The following is a 19096-nucleotide window of genomic DNA, read 5'->3' on the forward strand; positions in this document are numbered from 1 at the left end:
GAACCCGACATGAAACGACTGATCAGCAGCTGTGTTCTTGCACTCAGCGGTACCGCCTTCTTGAGCGCCAGCGTCATGGCGGCCGAACCCGCCTCGTGCCAGAACGTGCGCATGGGCGTGGTCAACTGGACCGACGTGATCGCCACCAGTGCCATGACCCAAGTGCTGCTCGATGGCCTCGGCTACAACACCAAACAGACCAGCGCGTCCCAGCAAATCATCTTCGCCGGGATCCGCGATCAGCGTTTGGACCTGTTCCTCGGTTACTGGAACCCGCTGATGACCCAGACCATCACCCCGTTCGTCGACGCCAATCAGGTCAAGGTCCTGCCGGCGCCAAGCTTGAAGGACGCCCGCGCCACCCTCGCGGTGCCGACCTATCTGGCGGACAAGGGCCTGAAAACCTTCGCCGACATCGCCAAATTCGAGAAGGAACTGGGCGGCAAGATCTACGGCATCGAGCCGGGTTCGGGCGCCAACACGCAGATCAAGGCGATGATCGCCAAGAACCAGTTCGGCCTCGGCAAATTCCAGCTGGTCGAGTCCAGCGAAGCCGGAATGCTCGCCGCCGTTGACCGCGCCGTACGCCGCAAGGAGGCCGTGGTGTTCTTCGGCTGGGCGCCGCACCCGATGAACGTCAACGTTAAGATGACTTACCTCACTGGCAGCGAAGACGCCCTCGGCCCGAACGAAGGGATGGCCACGGTGTGGACGGTCACCGCGCCGAAATACGCCGAGCAGTGCCCGAACGTCGGCCGCCTGCTGAGCAACCTGACATTCACCGCCGAAGACGAGAGCCGGATGATGCAACCGCTGCTCGACCACAAGGATGCCTTCGAGTCGGCCAAACAGTGGCTCAAGGATCACCCCGAAGACAAGCAGCGCTGGCTTGACGGTGTGACCACTTTCGACGGCAAACCGGCCGCTGAAAACCTGCAACTGACCAGTAAATAACCCAAGTCCGAACACACGCTTCGCAGCCCCGAAAAGGGCTGCGGACAGACCCATCACGCCTGAAGGAAACCGCACCATGAACCACGACGTCATCATCACCTGCGCACTCACCGGTGCTGGCGACACGACCGCCAAAAGCCCCCACGTGCCGGTCACCCCAAAACAGATCGCCGCGGCTGCAGTAGAAGCGGCCAAGGCCGGCGCCACCGTCGTCCATTGCCATGTGCGCGACCCGCAGACCGGCAAATTCAGCCGCGACGTGGCGCTGTACCGCGAAGTGATGGAGCGCATCCGCGAGGCGGATGTCGACATCATCGTCAACCTCACCGCCGGCATGGGCGGCGACCTGGAGATCGGTGCCGGCGAGCACCCGATGGAGTTCGGCCCGAACACCGACCTGGTCGGCCCGCTGACTCGTTTGGCCCACGTTGAAGAACTGCTGCCGGAAATCTGCACCCTCGATTGCGGCACGCTGAACTTCGGCGACGGCGACACCATTTACGTCTCGACCCCGGCGCAACTGCGCGCCGGCGCCAAGCGCATCACCGAGCTGGGGGTGAAGGCCGAACTGGAAATTTTCGACACCGGCCACCTGTGGTTCGCCAAGCAGATGATCAAGGAAGGTTTGCTCGACAACCCGCTGTTCCAGCTGTGCCTGGGCATCCCGTGGGGCGCGCCGGCCGATACCACCACCATGAAAGCCATGGTCGACAACCTGCCCGCCGATGCGGTGTGGGCCGGGTTCGGCATCGGCCGCATGCAGATGCCGATGGCCGCGCAAGCGGTACTGCTCGGCGGCAACGTGCGGGTCGGCCTGGAAGACAACCTGTGGCTGGACAAGGGTGTGCTGGCGACCAACGGCCAACTGGTCGAACGCGCCACCGAGATCCTCAGCCGCCTCGGCGCCCGGGTGCTGACCCCGGCTGAAGGCCGCAAGAAGATGGGCCTGACCCAGCGCGGCTAGTCAAACTCACACCAAAACCATGTGGGAGCGAGCTTGCTCGCGAATGCGGTGGCTCTGCTGATGAACATGCTGCGGATGTACTGCCCCCTTCGCGAGCAAGCTCGCTCCCACAGTTGATCGCCGAACTATTCAGGAAATCACCATGAGCTTTATCACCGACATCAAAACCTTCGCCGCCCTCGGCAGCGGTGTCATCGGCAGCGGCTGGGTCGCGCGAGCCCTCGCCCATGGCCTCGACGTGGTGGCCTGGGACCCGGCGCCCGGCGCCGAAGCTGCGCTGCGCAAACGCGTGGCGAATGCCTGGGGCGCGCTGGAGAAAAACGGTCTGGCGCCCGGTGCTTCGCAGGATCGTCTGCGTTTTGTCGCAACCATCGAGGAGTGCGTACGCGATGCCGATTTCATTCAGGAAAGTGCCCCGGAACGCCTCGAGCTGAAACTCGATCTGCACAGCAAAATCAGCGCAGCAGCCAAGCCCAATGCGCTGATCGGATCCAGCACTTCCGGCCTGTTGCCGAGCGAGTTCTACGAGAGCTCGACCCACCCTGAACGCTGCGTGGTCGGTCACCCGTTCAACCCGGTCTACCTGCTGCCGCTGGTGGAAGTGGTCGGCGGCAAGAACACCGCGCCCGAGGCCGTGCAAGCGGCGATGAAAGTCTACGAATCCCTCGGCATGCGCCCGCTGCATGTGCGCAAGGAAGTGCCGGGATTCATCGCTGACCGTCTGCTCGAAGCGCTGTGGCGCGAGGCGCTGCACCTGGTCAACGACGGCGTGGCGACCACTGGCGAGATCGACGACGCGATCCGTTTTGGCGCCGGGCTGCGCTGGTCGTTCATGGGCACGTTCCTGACCTATACGCTGGCCGGCGGTGACGCGGGGATGCGTCACTTCATGTCGCAGTTCGGCCCAGCGTTGCAGTTGCCGTGGACTTATCTGCCGGCACCGGAACTGACCGACAAGCTGATCGACGATGTGGTCGATGGCACCAGCGATCAGCTCGGTCGCCACAGCATTTCGGCGCTGGAGCGCTATCGTGATGACTGCCTGCTGGCGGTGCTGGAGGCGGTGAAGACCACCAAGGAAAAGCACGGGATGAGTTTCAGCGAGTAATCGCCTTCCCCTGTGGCGAGGGAGCTTGCTCCCGCTCGGCCGCGAAGCGGTCGTAAAACCAGCGAATGCTGTCTGACCGACGCACCGCGATCAGAGGTTTCAGGGCTGCTGCGCAGCCCAGCGGGAGCAAGCTCCCTCGCCACAATGTGCATTACGCCAGCGATCTATGGAGTTCAACCATGCCCACCCTCACCACCTACCAAACCCGCATCATCCTCGACTGGGTCGACTACAACGGCCACCTGCGCGACGCCTTCTACCTGCTGATTTTCAGTTACGCCACCGACGCGCTGATGGACCGTCTCGGCATGGACAGCAACAACCGCGAAGCCAGCGGCCACTCGTTGTTCACCCTCGAACTGCATCTGAATTATCTGCACGAAGTGAAGCTCGACGCCGAGGTCGAGGTGCGCACGCAGATCATCGGTCACGACAGCAAACGCCTGCACCTCTATCACAGCCTGCACCTCGCTGGCGACGACAAGGAACTGGCCGGTAACGAGCAGATGCTGTTGCACGTCGATCTCGCCGGCCCACGTTCCGCGCCGTTCACCCCGGACACCTTGAGCCGCCTGCAAGCCATCGCCGCCGAGCAAGTCGATCTGCCCGTCCCGGCTTACATCGGCCGCGTCATCGCTCTGCCACCCGCCCGTTAATCCCTCCCACGCAAGGAGCCGCCATGCACACTGCTGCTGTTGCCGATTTCCGTACTTATCCGTTGATCAGCGCGCTGAGCGGCGTGCAGAACCTGGCGGATCGCGTTTCACTTGCCTGGGCCGACGGCCGCGTCAGCCCGTTCCATCACGTCTGGTTGCGAGATAACTGCCCGTGCGAACAGTGCGTCTACAACGTCACCCGCGAACAGGTATTCGAGATCGTCGATGCTGCGCCGGATCTCGTCCCCGCCAACGCGCACATCGACAGCGACGGCTGTCTGCAGATCGACTGGCAGGACGGCCATCGCAGTCGCTTCGATCCGGGCTGGCTGCGCGCGCACGCCTATGACGACGAGTCCCGCGCCGAACGTCTGGCGGCCAAACCCAAGGCTTACCTGTGGCGCAGCGATTTGCAGCTACCGGTATTCGAATATTCAGCGCTGATGAACGACAACAACGCGCTGCTGCAATGGCTGATCGCGGTGCGCGACATCGGCCTGACGCAAGTACGCGGCGTGCCCACCGAACCCGGTTCACTGAAGCTGATCGCCCAGCGCATTTCGTTCATCCGCGAGAGCAACTTCGGCGTGCTGTTCAACGTGCAGTCCAAAGCCGATGCCGACAGCAACGCCTACACCGCTTTCAACCTGCCGCTGCACACCGACTTGCCGACTCGCGAGCTGCAACCGGGGCTGCAATTTCTGCATTGCCTGGTGAATGATGCCGAGGGTGGCGAGAGCATTTTTGTCGACGGTTTTGCGATTGCCGATGCGTTGCGTCAGGAGGCGCCGGAGTTGTTTCAGGCGCTGTGCGAAATCCCCGTGGAGTTTCGCAACAAGGACCGCCACAGCGACTATCGCTGCCTGGCGCCGATCATTGCGCTGGATGCGCTGGGCCGGGTTGCGGAGGTGCGCATGGCGAACTTTCTGCGCGGCGCATTCGATACGTCGGTGGAGCAGATGCCGCTGCTGTATCGCGCCTATCGGCGCTTGATTGCGATGACCCGCGAGCCACGGTTTAGGCTGATGCAGCGGCTCAATCCGGGTGAGCTGTGGTGCTTCGATAACCGCCGTACACTGCATGCGCGCAATGCGTTCGACCCGGCCACCGGGGCGCGGCATTTCCAGGGCTGCTACATCGATCGGGATGAGTTGTTGTCGCGGATTCTGGTGTTGCAAAGGTAAACCGCGTCATCGTTCTTCGCGGGCAAGCCCGCTCCCACAGGGTTCGGCGTCGATGACAAATAAGTGACCAGACCCAAAACCTGTGGGAGCTGGCTTGCCAGCGATGGCGTCAGCAAAAAAACAACTCGGACTTCTCTTATTCACAGACCAAAAAAAGCCCCGATACAAGCCGTGACAGGATCGGGGCAGAGGGTACTGTTGAGGAGCTGCCAGTCGAGGGTGACCAAACCGTCGTGTAGCAAGCTGGGTCCAGTGTGCCCACTCCCCCGGGCGGTCAGTTAGCCGAAAACGACCTGTTCATAGCCGTCGCAGCCACTGCGACAAATCGCCCTTGCCGTGCCTCCACATGCCCACCAGAATCGAGTCACGACCTCCGTTGCCGAAGAAGGAAGCGCGCCATGATGTATGCCGATTTGATCGATCAGGAAGACTTGTTGGGCCAGCTCAAGGCATTGGGTTTTCAAGTGCCGAGCGGTTCGACCGCCGAGCAGGCCTGTGAGTGTGCGGTGCGTGGTCTGGACAATGTTCGCGCGTTTGAATTGCGCAAGATGGTCAAGGACATGTACACCAGCGGCGCCAGTATCCAGCCTGCAGTGCGCCAGGCGATCGACAAGCAGTTGTTGCCGGCGTTGGCGGATTACCAGCAAAGCCATAGCGCCTGACAAGTAACTGTGGCGAGGGAGCTTGCTCCCGCTGGGCCGCGAAGCGGCCCCAAACCGGCAGATGCTCTATTCCAGATAAAACGCATTCGCAGGTTTAACGAGCGCTTCGCGCCCGAGCGAGAGCAAGCTCCCTCGCCACAAAAACGGTCCGGTCTACAGCCTTACGCTGGCAAACGTCGACTCATTACGCGCCTGACTCAACGCCGACATCGGCCCCGACAGTGGCGACATCACGATCGCCTGCGGCAGCGGCAGCATCGCCACTTGCTGGGTGGTGTTGGAGCCTACGCGCTCGTCACGCGGCGGAATGCCGAAGTATTCTCGGTAGCACTTGGAGAAGTGCGGCGTCGAGACGAAACCACACACCGACGCGACTTCGATGATCGACATCGGCGTTTGCTTGAGCAACTGCCGCGCGCGGATCAGGCGCAGCTTCAAGTAGTAGCGCGACGGCGAGCAGTGCAGGTATTTCTGGAACAGCCGCTCCAGCTGTCGACGCGACACGGCGACGTACACCGCCAGTTCGTCGAGGTCGATCGGCTCTTCCAGATTGGCTTCCATTAGCGCGACGATTTCCTGCAGCTTCGGCTGGTTGGTGCCGAGCATATGCTTGAGCGGCACACGCTGATGATCCTGCTCGTTGCGGATGCGTTCGTAGACGAACATTTCCGAGATCGCGGCGGACAGCTCACGGCCGTGATCGCGACTGATCAGGTGCAGCATCATGTCCAGTGGCGCGGTGCCGCCGGAGCTGGTGAAACGGTTACGGTCGAGGGTGAACAGGCGAGTGCTCATGGCCACGCGCGGAAACGCTTCCTGCATCGCTGCCAGACATTCCCAGTGCACGCTGCAATCGAAACCGTCGAGCAGACCGGCACAAGCCAAAGCCCAACTGCCGGTGCACACCGCACCGAGACGCTTGGACTGACGCGCCTGGCTTTGCAGCCATGACACGTGTTCACGGGTCACGGTGCGTTGAATACCAATACCGCCGCAGACGATCACGGTGTCCAGGGGCGGGGCTTTGTGCATGGAGGCGTCGGGGGTGATTTGCAGACCGTCACTGGCCCACACCTGGCCGCCATCGACGGTGAGGGTGCTCCAGCGATACAGCTCACGACCGGACAATTGGTTGGCCATGCGCAGGGGTTCGACTGCGGAGGCCAGAGAAATCAGCGTGAAATTGTCCAGCAGCAGAAAGCCGATGGATTGAGGCGCACGGTTCTGGGGTTGGGCCCCGGAGTTGAACGACGTCATCGCGGTATCTCCTCACACAAAGCGGGTGATGGCCTCAGGCGGAGGCTCTTGTTATTGCCGGCGTTCTCGCGTGGGAGACGGGCTTTGTTATGACAGAGCAATTGCCATGCCTAAAATTGAATGGCTGTTCAATAACTCCTGAAAACGACGTCGCGACGTGTCTATTCAAGACGTCGGACACAGGGTGTTTCGAAGTGCCATCAGCGGCGTCGAGAGCCCTGCCCCGCTGCCTGTGAGCAGATCGGTAGCACTTGTGGGAACAGGCTTGCGCGGGGTTGTTTCAGAGTGTCACCGCAAGCACGGGTGACGGACGGTAAGCAGCGCGAAGGATGCGCTGTGGGTGGGAAAGGCTCTTATCTGATTGCGACGCGCTAAAAGGTGGCGCCTGCGGTTATGTGTGTTCCGTTAGCGAGCAGTTTTGACTGGTCTGACGCATTCGCGAGCAAGCTCGCTCCCACATTTGGAATGCGTTCACCTGTGGGAGCGAGCTTGCTCGCGAAGAATTCAACTCGGTCTTGCTGATTCAGCACTCTACGGCGCTAACCGCCAGACCACCCCGTGAGGTCTCTTTATATTTGTCATGCATGTCCGCGCCGGTATCGCGCATGGTACGGATCACCCGGTCCAGCGAGATGAAGTGCTGACCATCGCCACGCAGGGCCATCTGCGCCGCGTTGATCGCCTTCACCGCGGCAATCGCATTGCGTTCGATGCACGGCACCTGCACCAGGCCGCCGACCGGATCGCAGGTCAGACCAAGGTTATGTTCCAGGCCGATTTCCGCCGCGTTGCACAATTGCTCAGGCGTCGCGCCGAGGATCTCCGCCAGTCCCGCCGCCGCCATCGCGCAGGCCGAACCCACTTCGCCCTGGCAGCCGACTTCGGCACCGGAGATCGAGGCGTTCTTCTTGCACAGAATGCCCACCGCCGCCGCGCCCAGAAAGTAGTCGACCACGTTGGCGTCGGTGACCGCTTCGCTGAACTTCATAAAGTAGTGCAACACCGCCGGGATGATCCCCGCCGCGCCATTGGTCGGTGCCGTGACCATGCGCCCGCCCGCGGCGTTTTCTTCATTGACCGCGAGAGCAAACAGGTTGACCCACTCCATGGCACTGAGGGTCGAGCCGATCACGTTGGGCTTGTTCAACTCCTGCAGGCTGCGATGCAATTTCGCCGCGCGCCGGCGCACATTCAAACCTCCGGGGAGGATGCCTTCGTGCTTGAGGCCCTGCTCGACGCAATCCTGCATCGCCCGCCACAGCTTCATCAGCCCGGCACGGATTTCCTCTTCGCTGCGCCAGACCTTTTCGTTGGCCATCATCAGTTCGGCGACGCGCAGGTTGTTCTTTTGGCACAGCTGCAGCAGTTCCACCGCGCTGGAAAAGTCATAAGGCAATTCGGTGCGATCCAGATCGACCACCCCGCTGGATGCCTGCGCCTGATCCACCACAAAACCGCCACCGACCGAATAGTAGGTGTCGCGATGAATCTCCCCATGATCGCCTTCGGCAACCAGGGTCATGGCGTTGGGATGGAACGGCAGGTTTTCGTCGATCAGGCGCATGTCGCGAGCCCAGACAAACGGCACCGACAGACGACCATCCAATAACAGCGTGTGAGTTTCACGCAGCGCCTGAATGCGCGGGCCGATCTGCGACGGGTCGATTGCGTCCGGCCACTCGCCCATCAAGCCCATGATCACTGCGTTGTCGCTGCCGTGGCCGATACCGGTAGCCGACAGCGAGCCGAACAGTTGCACTTCTATACGCCGTACCTGTTCGAGCAGGTGCCGGTCGCGCAGCGCTTCGACAAACAGGGCGGCGGCGCGCATCGGGCCGACGGTGTGGGAACTGGATGGGCCGATGCCGATTTTGAACAGGTCGAAAACGCTGATAGCCATTGCTGCAGAGCTCCTGAGGATGCCGTTCCCGGGCGTTAAGCGCCCGCTGGCGGAGCTGCTACGCTCAAGCTGCGATCCGCCGGAATGCCCGCATCATCAGGCTTTTGTCAGGTCGCTCGGCGTCTGACACCGACGCACTCATGCCCACCAACGCCGTGCCGGTTTCCTCCCGTGTTTTCGCCGTTTTTATGCGGTTCAGATGGCCAAACGGGGCAGAAAAAAGCTGTAAACGACGTCACTGACACTGGATGCGACCATCCCTGTACTGGATACGACCCACCCTGTAGGCGTCAGATTTTCACTGGTACATGATCGTTATGACTCGATTGCAAGGCGCCGTGGTAGAGCTGTCTCCAGAACGCCATCCAACCGCAACCTATAAGTGCGGTGGTCCACAGTCGGAACACTGCCAAAAAAAACACCAAGGAGTCCATCCATGAAAGGTTCCCCGTCGTTGTTGTTGGCCGCCATGCTGAGTCTGCCGTTACTGGCTCAAGCCGCAGAACCGGCGCAGTGCAGTACCGTGAATTTCTCCGATGTCGGCTGGACCGACATCACCGCCACCACCGCCACCACTTCGGTGGTGCTCGACGCCCTCGGCTACAAGACCAAGACCACCATGATTTCCGTGCCCGTGACCTACAAGTCGCTGGCCGACGGCAAGAACATGGACGTGTTCCTCGGCAACTGGATGCCGACCATGGAAAACGACATCAAGGCCTACCGCGATGCCGGCACCGTGGAAACCGTGCGCACCAACCTCAAGGGCGCCAAGTACACCCTCGCCGTGCCGCAAGCCTTGTATGACAAGGGTCTGCATGACTTCGCCGACATCGCCAAATTCAAGAAGGAACTCGACGGCAAGATCTACGGCATCGAGCCTGGCAACGACGGCAACCGCCTGATCCAGAGCATGATCGACAAGAACGCCTTCGGTCTGAAGGACGCCGGTTTCAAGGTCGTCGAATCGTCCGAAGCGGGCATGCTCTCGCAGGTTGATCGCGCGCAGAAACGCGACACCGCCGTGGTCTTCCTCGGCTGGGCGCCGCACCCGATGAACAAGCGCTTCAAGATCCAATACCTGACCGGCGGCGATGACTTCTTCGGCCCTGATTTCGGCGCTGCAACCGTGGCGACCAACACCCGCAAGGGCTACTCCACCGAATGCAGCAACGTCGGCCAGTTGCTGAAAAACCTGGAGTTCAACGTCGACATGGAAAGCGAGCTGATGGGCAACATCCTCGACGACAAGATGAAGCCTGAAGCGGCCGCCAAGGCCTGGCTGAAAAAGAATCCACAGGTGCTCGATACCTGGCTCGCTGGCGTGACCACCATTGACGGTAAACCTGGCCTGGAAGCCGTGAAAGCCAAGCTCGCACAGTAATTGCCTTACGCCGGGCGAGTTCGCTCGCCCGGGCTGTTTATTCCTTGCATGCGGACGTTCACTACCATGCTGATTGATCAGAAAATCCCTTTAGGCCAGTACATCGCGGGCTTCGTCGAATGGTTGACGCAACACGGCGCCAGCACCTTCGACGCAATCGCCGTGACACTGGAAACGATGATCCACGGCGTGACGTTTGCGCTGACCTGGTTCAATCCCTTTGTCTTGATCGGCCTCATCGCCCTGCTCGCGCATTTCATCCAGCGCAAATGGGGGCTGACTGTTTTTGTGATTGCCTCGTTCCTGCTGATCCTCAATCTGGGGTACTGGCAGGAAACCATGGAAACCCTCGCCCAGGTCATGTTCGCGACCCTGGTCTGCGTGGTCATCGGCGTGCCGTTGGGCATCGTCGCCGCGCACAAGCCGATGTTCTACACTTTGATGAGGCCGGTACTCGATCTGATGCAGACCGTACCGACCTTCGTTTACCTCATTCCTACCCTGACCCTCTTCGGGCTGGGTGTGGTGCCGGGCCTGATCTCCACGGTGGTGTTCGCCATCGCTGCGCCGATCCGCCTGACCTACCTGGGCATCCGCGATGTCCCGCAAGAACTGATGGACGCCGGCAAAGCCTTCGGCTGCTCGCGTCGCCAATTGCTCTCACGGATCGAACTGCCTCACGCCATGCCGAGCATCGCTGCCGGCATCACCCAGTGCATCATGCTGTCGCTGTCGATGGTGGTGATCGCGGCACTGGTAGGCGCCGACGGACTCGGCAAACCGGTGGTCAACGCACTGAACACTGCTGATATCGCCCTGGGCTTCGAAGCGGGCCTGGCGATCGTACTGCTGGCGATCATGCTCGACCGTATCTGCAAACAACCCGACGCCAAAGTAGGGGGTGACGCATGAGCATAATTCGCTTCGATAACGTTGACGTGATCTTCACCAAGGATCCGCGCGAAGCACTGAAACTTCTCGATCAAGGTTTGACCCGCAGCGAGATCCTGAAAAAAACCGGGCAGATCGTCGGCGTGGAAAAGGCCAGTCTGGACATCAACAAGGGCGAGATCTGCGTACTGATGGGCCTGTCCGGCTCCGGCAAGTCGAGCCTGCTGCGCTGCATCAACGGCCTCAACACCGTGAGTCGCGGCAAGCTGTTCGTCGAGCACGAAGGCAAGCAGATCGATATCGCTTCCTGCACCCCGGCCGAACTGAAAATGATGCGCACCAAACGCATCGCCATGGTGTTCCAGAAGTTCGCCCTGATGCCGTGGCTGACGGTGCGCGAGAACATCAGTTTCGGTCTGGAAATGCAGGGCCGACCGGAAAAGGAACGACGCAAGCTGGTCGACGACAAGCTCGAACTGGTGGGCCTGACCCAATGGCGCAACAAGAAGCCCGATGAACTCTCCGGCGGCATGCAGCAGCGGGTCGGTCTGGCCCGGGCACTGGCGATGGACGCCGACATTCTGTTGATGGACGAACCGTTCTCGGCACTCGACCCGCTGATCCGTCAGGGTCTGCAGGATGAACTGCTGGAACTGCAACGCAAGCTGAGCAAGACCATCGTGTTCGTGAGTCACGACCTCGACGAAGCGCTGAAACTGGGCAGCCGCATCGCAATCATGAAGGACGGCCGGATCATCCAGTACAGCGTGCCGGAAGAGATCGTGCTCAACCCCGCGGACGACTATGTGCGCACTTTCGTGGCCCACACCAACCCGCTCAACGTCCTGTGCGGGCGCAGCCTGATGCGCACGCTGGACAACTGCAAACGCATCAACGGTTCGGTGTGCCTCGATCCGGGTGGCGATTCGTGGCTGGACCTGGCCGAAGGCAACACCATCAAAGGCGCACGGCAGAACGGTTCGGTACTGAACCTGCAGAACTGGGCACCGGGGCAAGCGGTGGAAGCCCTTGAGCGCAAGCCGACCCTGGTGGACTCGAACATCGGCATGCGCGACGCGCTGCAGATTCGCTACCAGACCGGCAACAAACTGGTGCTGCACGACAACAACCATGTGGTGGGGATTCTTGGCGACAGCGAGCTGTATCACGCGTTGCTGGGCAAGAACCTGGGGTAAGCAGCCCGGACACAAAAACGCCGCGAGAGGATCGCGCGTTTTTGTTGGTACAGAAATTGACATGAGACATGGACAACTGTGGCGAGGGAGCTTGCTCCCGCTTGAGTGCGCAGCACTCACAAATTCCTGGGGTCGCTTCGCAACCCAGCGGGAGCAAGCTCCCTCGCCACAACAGCTTCACCATTAACTCAAGGTTTAGCTGTACACCCGGCCAAGGAGTTGCCGATGGCTTTCAAACTGATCGAGCACATCGCGTGTGATCTGATCCTGCGTGAAGCCCATCAGGTCGTAGTCCTGGCTGCCGTTGTGCAGATACACCTCGGCGCGGTAGTAACGCTGGCGCGCTTCATCGGACTGGGCCGATTCGGTCGGGGTCGCCAGGTAGCCGTCCAGGCTCACTTCATAGACGAAAGGGTTGCCCTCTTCCATCTCGACGCGCACGCCCATACAGCGCTTGGATTTGCCCAGCAGCGTCTGCACTTCCAGGCCCTGTGCCCGCAGTTGCGCTGCAGCGTCGTCCAGTGCCGGCGTCACGTGTTTGTCCATGAAGCGCTGCACCACCGATTGGCTCGGTTGCAGATCCAGCTGCGTCAGACGCTCGCTGAAACCACGACGACCGCGCTCAGCCAGTTGCGCCTGCTCCTGTTCGATCTGCACGTCCTGACGCATCGCCTTGTGCAGGCCGAACATGAAGCAGATCAACACCACCGAGAACGGCAGACCGGCCAGCACCACCATGGTTTGCATGGCTTCGAAGTTACCAGCGAACAGCAGACCGATGGTCACCAGCGTGATCACCACCGACCAGAAGATCCGCAGCCAGTGCGGCGCATCTTCATCAACGTTACCGCCCTTGCAGGACAGATTCGCCATCATCACCGCGCCGGAGTCGGCCGGGGTCAGGAACAGCACGAAACCAACAAAGATCGACACCCCGATAACGACTTTCGACGCCGGGTAGTGTTCCAGCAACTGGTAGATCGCCATCGACGGCTGTTCCAGCGCCGTCTTGCCGAGCTCCACCGCGCCCTGGTTCATCACCAGATCCAGTGCCGAGTTACCGAAGATCGACAGCCATGCCAGGGTGAAGCCCAGCGGAATCAGCAGTACGCCAGCGACCAGTTCACGCACGGTACGACCACGGGAAATACGCGCGATGAACATGCCTACGAATGGCGCCCAGGAAATCCACCACGCCCAGTAGAACAGGGTCCACAGGCCCAGCCAGCGGTCGGACTTGGCGCTGTCGCCCTCATAGACGTACAGGTCGAAGGTCTTCAGCACCACGCCGTTGAGGTAGTCGCCGATGTTCTGCACGAAGCCGTTGAGCAAGTGCAAAGTCGGGCCGAACAGCAGAACGAAAATCAGCAGACCGCTGAACAGCACGATGTTCAGGTTGGACAGACGACGAATGCCGTTTTCCACACCCGACACGGCAGCGATGGTCGCCACGGTGCTCATCACGATGATCACGATCAGCAGATTGGTGTTGCTGTGTTCCATGCCGAACAGGTTTTCCAGGCCCGAGGACACCTGCAACGAGCCGATCCCCAGGTTGGTCACCAAACCCAGCAGGGTCACGAACATGCCGAAGCCGTCCACCGCATGACCGGCCGCACCTTTGACCCAACGCTCGCCGACCAGTGGGTACAGCGCCGAACGCAGTGCCAATGGCTGGTTATGACGGTAGGCAAAGTACGCCACGGCCAGACCGACCAGTGCGTAGATCGCCCAGCCGTGCAGGCCCCAGTGCAGGAAAGTCAGTTGCACCGCCTGACGCGCGGCCATGTTGGTGGCCGCTGCGCCTTCCGGCGGATTGAAGTAGTGGTCCAGCGGCTCGGAGGCGCCGAAGTACAGCAGCGAAATACCGATACCCGACGAGAACAGCATCCCCGCCCAGGCGCCGTAGCTGAAATCCGGGGTGTCGTCCTTGCTGCCCAGTTTGAGTTTGCCGTAGGAGGAAAACGCCAGGCCCACCACAAACACCAGGTAGGCGGCGATCACCACCATGTAGTACCAGCCGAAGCTGCGCGACAACCAGGCCTGAGCGATACCCAACAATCTGCCGGCCTCTTGCGGGGCGATGATCAGAATGGCGGTCAACAACAGAATCAACGCGGTAGAGGTGTAAAACACCCAACCGTTGACCGTCACCTTCTCGGGCGGGGTCTTTATAAGAGAGGCAGAACTCATGGCACAAATGCTCCAGGCAGTGCGAGAGAAGAACACAAGGCAACACGGAACCCGACCAATCGGTTAGTTGGCAGCCGACCGGCGGGTGATATAAAGACACCCCGAAAAAAAGCCCGAACCTGCCGAAATGGCGTTGCGAATCGCTTTCGTGGCCAAAGCTGTGCGGACGTTCATCCGAAACCTGGCCCCGAGCGTCTTGCCCATTCAACACGTCCATCGAACAGCGAACCGCGCCATGCCCCACGCAGGTTTCAAGCATTTTCGGATGTCGTTTTATCGCCATTTACAAGCAGAAATAATCTGTAGGCAGCGACGATTTGTCGCAGATCTTATTCTTTGTTGATTGAACGTTCAATCAAAACAAAATAGACTGGCCCTCAATCCGATAAGCGTTTATCGCCCGTCGGAAGGCCTAAGGAGATGTGCAAGATGCCCAAGGTCGGTATGCAACCCATCCGCCGCCAACAACTGATCGAAGCCACGTTGCAAGCGGTCGATCAGGTCGGAATGGGGGACGCCAGCATTGCGCTGATCGCCCGTTTGGCCGGTGTCTCGAATGGCATCATCAGTCACTACTTTCAGGACAAGAATGGCCTGATCGCCGCCACGATGCGGTATCTGATGACCGCCCTCAGCGAGAGCGTCACCGCGCGCCGTCAGGCGCTGGCAGACAGCAGCCCACGGGCGCATCTGCAGGTGATCATCGAAGGCAACTTCGACGCCAGCCAGGTCAATGGCCCGGCAATGAAAACCTGGCTGGCCTTCTGGGCCACCAGCATGCACCAGCCGTCTTTGCACAGGTTGCAGCGGATCAACGATCACCGTCTGTATTCCAACCTGTGCTGCGAGTTCCGCCGTGTGTTGCCGCTCGAAGAGGCGCGCAGCGCCGCGCGTGGACTGGCAGCGTTGATCGACGGCTTGTGGTTGCGCGGCGCGCTGTCGGGAGACGCTTTCGACACGGCGCAGGCGCAACAGATCGCTTACGAATACATGGATTTCCAATTGGCCAAGCAGGTGAGCCAGAGCACACAGAAAACGCTCGGTACCTGAACCGCCACCGCAGTTTCAGCGCGGTGGTCGACGCCAACCACTAATGCACTTGCGAGGACACTATGGCCCGTTTCGAACTGCAAAAACTCTACATCGATGGCGCGTACTCCGACGCTGGCAGCGATGCCACTTTCGAAGCCATCAACCCGGCGAACGGTGAAGTCCTCGCCCAAGTGCAACGTGCGACCAAGGAAGACGTCGAGCGCGCCGTGGTCAGCGCTGAAAAGGGCCAGAAAATCTGGGCCGCGATGACCGCCATGGAGCGTTCGCGCATCCTGCGTCGCGCCGTCGACATCCTGCGCGAGCGCAACGATGAGCTGGCTGCTCTGGAAACCCTGGACACCGGTAAAGCCTTCTCCGAAACCAAATACGTCGACATCGTCACTGGCGCCGACGTGCTGGAATACTACGCAGGCCTGGTGCCGGCGATCGAAGGCGAGCAGATTCCGCTGCGCGACACGTCTTTTGTCTACACCCGTCGCGAGCCGCTGGGCGTGGTTGCCGGTATCGGCGCGTGGAACTACCCGATCCAGATCGCGCTGTGGAAATCCGCACCGGCCCTGGCCGCCGGTAACGCGATGATCTTCAAGCCAAGCGAAGTCACCTCGCTGACCACCCTGAAACTGGCCGAGATCTACACCGAAGCCGGCCTGCCAAACGGCGTGTTCAACGTTCTGACCGGCAGCGGCCGTGAAGTCGGCACCTGGCTGACCGAACACCCGCGCATCGAGAAAGTCTCGTTCACCGGCGGCACCGACACCGGCAAGAAAGTCATGGCCAGCGCTTCGGCCTCGTCGCTGAAAGACGTGACCATGGAACTGGGCGGCAAGTCGCCGCTGATCATCTGCGACGACGCCGACCTCGATCGTGCCGCCGACACCGCGATGATGGCCAACTTCTACAGCTCCGGTCAGGTTTGCACCAACGGTACTCGCGTGTTCGTACCGAGCCACCTGAAAGCCGCTTTCGAAGCCAAGATCGTCGAGCGCGTAGCGCGCATCCGCATCGGCAACCCGGAAGACGAAAACACCAACTTCGGCCCGCTGGTCAGCTTCGCCCACATGGAAAGCGTGCTCGGTTACATCGCCAAGGGTAAAGAAGAAGGTGCCCGCGTGCTGTGCGGCGGCGAGCGTCTGACCGACGGTGAATTCGCCAAAGGCGCCTTCGTTGCGCCGACCGTGTTCACCGACTGCACCGACGACATGACCATCGTCCGTGAAGAAATCTTTGGCCCGGTGATGGCGATCCTCTCCTACGAGACCGAAGAAGAAGTGATCCGCCGCGCCAACGACACCGACTTCGGCCTGGCCGCCGGTATCGTCACCAAAGACCTGAACCGCGCACACCGCGTGATCCATCAACTGGAAGCCGGTATCTGCTGGATCAACGCCTGGGGCGAGTCCGACGCCAAAATGCCGGTTGGCGGTTACAAGCAGTCGGGCGTGGGTCGTGAAAACGGCATCAGCTCGCTGACCAACTACACACGCATCAAATCGGTACAGGTCGAGCTGGGCGATTACGTCTCGGTGTTCTGATCTGACGCAACTCTGAAGTTGGGGCCCTTGTGGCGAGGGAGCTTGCTCCCGCTGGGCTGCGCAGCGGCCCCAACTGCAGACACCGCGTTCATCCAGACAGAACACGGTCGCAGGTTCTGCGACTGCTTCGCAGTCGAGCGGGAGCAAGCTCCCTCGCCACAGAAAGTGGCCACTCGGCGACCTGACCACATCTAAAGAGGGTGCATTCAATGTCCCAAGAATTCGATTACATCATCATCGGTGCCGGCTCGGCCGGTAACACCCTGGCGACCCGTCTGACTGAAGACGAAGGCGTCACCGTTCTGCTGCTCGAAGCAGGCGGCCCGGACTATCGTTTCGACTTCCGCACGCAAATGCCGGCTGCACTGGCATTCCCGCTGCAAGGTCGTCGCTACAACTGGGCGTACGAAACCGATCCGGAGCCACACATGGACGGTCGCCGGATGGAATGCGGTCGCGGCAAGGGCCTCGGCGGTTCCTCGCTGATCAACGGCATGTGCTACATCCGTGGCAACGCGATGGACTACGACGGCTGGGCGAAACTGCCGGGCCTGGAAGACTGGTCGTACCTCGACTGCCTGCCATACTTCCGTAAAGCGGAAACCCGCGACATCGGCCCGAACGACTACCACGGTGGCGACGGCCCGGTCAGCGTGACCACGCCGAAAGCGGGCAACAACCCGCTGTTCCACGCCATGGTCGAAGCCGGCGTGCAGGCCGGTTACCCGCGCACCGAAGACTTGAACGGCTACCAGCAGGAAGGTTTCGGCCCGATGGACCGCACCGTGACGCCGAACGGCCGTCGTGCTTCCACCGCCCGTGGCTACCTCGACGTCGCCAAAAAGCGTTCGACCCTGACCATCGTCACCCACGCCCTGACCGACAAGATCCTGTTCGAAGGCAAGCGTGCGGTCGGCGTGCGTTACCTGGTCGGTTCGGCGGAAGAGCGCGTTGAAGCCAAAGCGCGCAAGGAAGTCCTGCTGTGCTCCGGCGCCATCGCTTCGCCGCAGATTCTGCAGCGCTCCGGTGTCGGCCCGGCAAAACTGCTGGAAAGCCTCGACATCCCGGTGGTCCACGACCTGCCGGGCGTCGGTGAAAACCTGCAGGATCACCTTGAGCTGTACCTGCAATACGCCTGCACCCAACCGGTTTCCCTGTACCCGTCGCTGCTCTGGTACAACCAGCCGGCCATCGGTGCCGAGTGGCTGTTCAACGGCACCGGCATCGGCGCCAGCAATCAGTTCGAAGCCGGCGGTTTCATCCGTTCGCGTCCGGAATTCGAGTGGCCGAACATCCAGTACCACTTCCTGCCGGTAGCGATTAACTACAACGGCAGCAACGGTGTGAAAGAGCACGGCTTCCAGGCTCACATGGGCTCCATGCGTTCGCCGAGTCGTGGCCGCATCCAGTTGAAGTCCAAGGATCCGCGTCAGCACCCGAGCATCCTGTTCAACTACATGGCCACCGAGCAGGACTGGCAGGAGTTCCGTGACGGCATCCGCCTGACCCGCGAAATCATGCAACAGCCTGCACTGGACGCCTTCCGTGGCCGCGAAATCAGCCCGGGCATCGAAGTGCAAACCGATGAGCAACTGGACAAGTTCATCCGCGAGCACGCCGAAACCGCGTTCCACCCGTCCTGCTCGTGCAAGATGGGCACCGACGAGATGGCCGTAGTCGATGGCGAAGGTCGCGTGCACGGCATGCAGAGCCTGCGTGTGGTCGACGCTTCGATCATGCCGATCATCACCACCGGCAACCTCAACGCGCCGACGATCATGATGGCCGAGAAAATCGCCGACAAGATCCGTGGCCGCAAGCCACTGCCGCGTAGCACCGCAGCGTACTACGTCGCTGGCGGTGCGCCGGTGAAAGGCAAGCCGATGCGTGATATCACGCCTGTTGCTCAGTAAGACTTGATACCGCGTCACGGCTAATCGCTGGCAAGCCAGCTCCCACAGGGTTTTGCGTCGTTCACAGATATTGTGGTCACCGAGAAACCTGTGGGAGTCTGGCTTGCCAGCGATGAGGCCCTGCAAATCAGCATCCATCTCCCTGCTGCACAGTAAATCCTCCTACACCCCCTCTTCACTTGATCCTACCCCCACGCAGGCCTACTCTAGACCTCGCGCAACCGTTTCACCCCTCCCCGCCGAATCGCT

Annotated in this window: 15 protein-coding genes; 12 read left to right on the forward strand and 3 right to left on the reverse strand. The window is 60.9% G+C overall.

The features are described 5' to 3' along the window. Positions 1–9 precede the first annotated feature (9 nt). From PMI25_RS03805 to PMI25_RS03830, 6 genes are all read left to right on the forward strand, one after another. Positions 10–954, forward strand: a complete 945-nt coding sequence (locus PMI25_RS03805; protein ID WP_007962631.1) for a choline ABC transporter substrate-binding protein — start codon at positions 10–12, stop codon at positions 952–954. A gap of 76 nt (positions 955–1030) precedes the next feature. Then, the gene (locus PMI25_RS03810; protein WP_007962632.1) at positions 1031–1918 is read left to right on the forward strand and encodes a 3-keto-5-aminohexanoate cleavage protein; all 888 of its coding nucleotides are present in this window, start codon (positions 1031–1033) and stop codon (positions 1916–1918) included. Between the two features lie 142 nt (positions 1919–2060). Continuing rightward, the gene (locus tag PMI25_RS03815) at positions 2061–3026 is read left to right on the forward strand and encodes an L-carnitine dehydrogenase (RefSeq protein WP_007962634.1); all 966 of its coding nucleotides are present in this window, start codon (positions 2061–2063) and stop codon (positions 3024–3026) included. A gap of 179 nt (positions 3027–3205) precedes the next feature. Further along, on the forward strand, positions 3206–3682 hold the full coding sequence (locus PMI25_RS03820; RefSeq protein WP_007962636.1) for a thioesterase family protein: 477 nt from the start codon (positions 3206–3208) through the stop codon (positions 3680–3682). Between the two features lie 23 nt (positions 3683–3705). Continuing rightward, positions 3706–4866 (forward strand): gamma-butyrobetaine dioxygenase, encoded by a 1161-nt coding sequence (locus tag PMI25_RS03825; RefSeq protein WP_007962638.1) that lies wholly within the window; start codon positions 3706–3708, stop codon positions 4864–4866. Positions 4867–5264: 398 nt separating this feature from the next. Beyond that, complete coding sequence (locus PMI25_RS03830; RefSeq protein ID WP_007962640.1) at positions 5265–5528, forward strand: hypothetical protein; 264 nt, start codon at positions 5265–5267, stop codon at positions 5526–5528. Between the two features lie 153 nt (positions 5529–5681). On the opposite strand, the gene PMI25_RS03835 is transcribed toward PMI25_RS03830, so the two are convergent. Continuing rightward, complete coding sequence (locus PMI25_RS03835; protein WP_007949927.1) at positions 5682–6785, reverse strand: GlxA family transcriptional regulator; 1104 nt, start codon at positions 6783–6785, stop codon at positions 5682–5684. Between the two features lie 523 nt (positions 6786–7308). Continuing rightward, a complete protein-coding gene (locus PMI25_RS03840) occupies positions 7309–8685 on the reverse strand; it encodes an L-serine ammonia-lyase (RefSeq protein WP_007962642.1) in 1377 nt (458 codons plus the stop codon). A 436-nt stretch (positions 8686–9121) separates the two neighbouring features. On the opposite strand from PMI25_RS03840, the gene PMI25_RS03845 reads away from it, so the two are divergent. The 3 genes from PMI25_RS03845 to choV all read left to right on the forward strand — a co-directional run bounded on the left by PMI25_RS03845 (position 9122) and on the right by choV (position 12156). Beyond that, entirely contained in the window at positions 9122–10069 is a 948-nt protein-coding gene (locus PMI25_RS03845) for a choline ABC transporter substrate-binding protein (RefSeq protein ID WP_007962644.1), read from the forward strand. Positions 10070–10135: 66 nt separating this feature from the next. Beyond that, positions 10136–10981: a choline ABC transporter permease subunit gene (gene choW / locus PMI25_RS03850; RefSeq protein WP_007962645.1), complete on the forward strand. Its 846-nt coding sequence runs from the start codon at positions 10136–10138 to the stop codon at positions 10979–10981. Then, a complete protein-coding gene (choV, locus tag PMI25_RS03855; RefSeq protein WP_007962646.1) occupies positions 10978–12156 on the forward strand; it encodes a choline ABC transporter ATP-binding protein in 1179 nt (392 codons plus the stop codon). Before choW ends, choV begins: the two co-directional genes overlap by 4 nt. Positions 12157–12351: 195 nt before the next feature. On the opposite strand, the gene betT is transcribed toward choV, so the two are convergent. Continuing rightward, positions 12352–14349, reverse strand: coding sequence for a choline BCCT transporter BetT (betT, locus tag PMI25_RS03860; protein ID WP_007962647.1), 1998 nt, complete (start codon positions 14347–14349; stop codon positions 12352–12354). Positions 14350–14778: 429 nt separating this feature from the next. On the opposite strand from betT, the gene betI reads away from it, so the two are divergent. The 3 genes from betI (at position 14779) to betA (ending at position 18847) form a co-directional block, all read left to right on the forward strand. Continuing rightward, entirely contained in the window at positions 14779–15399 is a 621-nt protein-coding gene (gene betI, locus PMI25_RS03865; protein WP_007962648.1) for a transcriptional regulator BetI, read from the forward strand. A gap of 62 nt (positions 15400–15461) precedes the next feature. Continuing rightward, entirely contained in the window at positions 15462–16934 is a 1473-nt protein-coding gene (gene betB, locus PMI25_RS03870; RefSeq protein ID WP_007962649.1) for a betaine-aldehyde dehydrogenase, read from the forward strand. 209 nt (positions 16935–17143) lie between these two features. Continuing rightward, positions 17144–18847: a choline dehydrogenase gene (gene betA / locus PMI25_RS03875; RefSeq protein WP_007962651.1), complete on the forward strand. Its 1704-nt coding sequence runs from the start codon at positions 17144–17146 to the stop codon at positions 18845–18847. The last annotated feature ends 249 nt before the right edge of the window (positions 18848–19096 follow it).

The sequence above is a fragment of the Pseudomonas sp. GM30 genome, assembly GCF_000282275.2.
In the GTDB taxonomy this organism is placed as follows: domain Bacteria; phylum Pseudomonadota; class Gammaproteobacteria; order Pseudomonadales; family Pseudomonadaceae; genus Aquipseudomonas.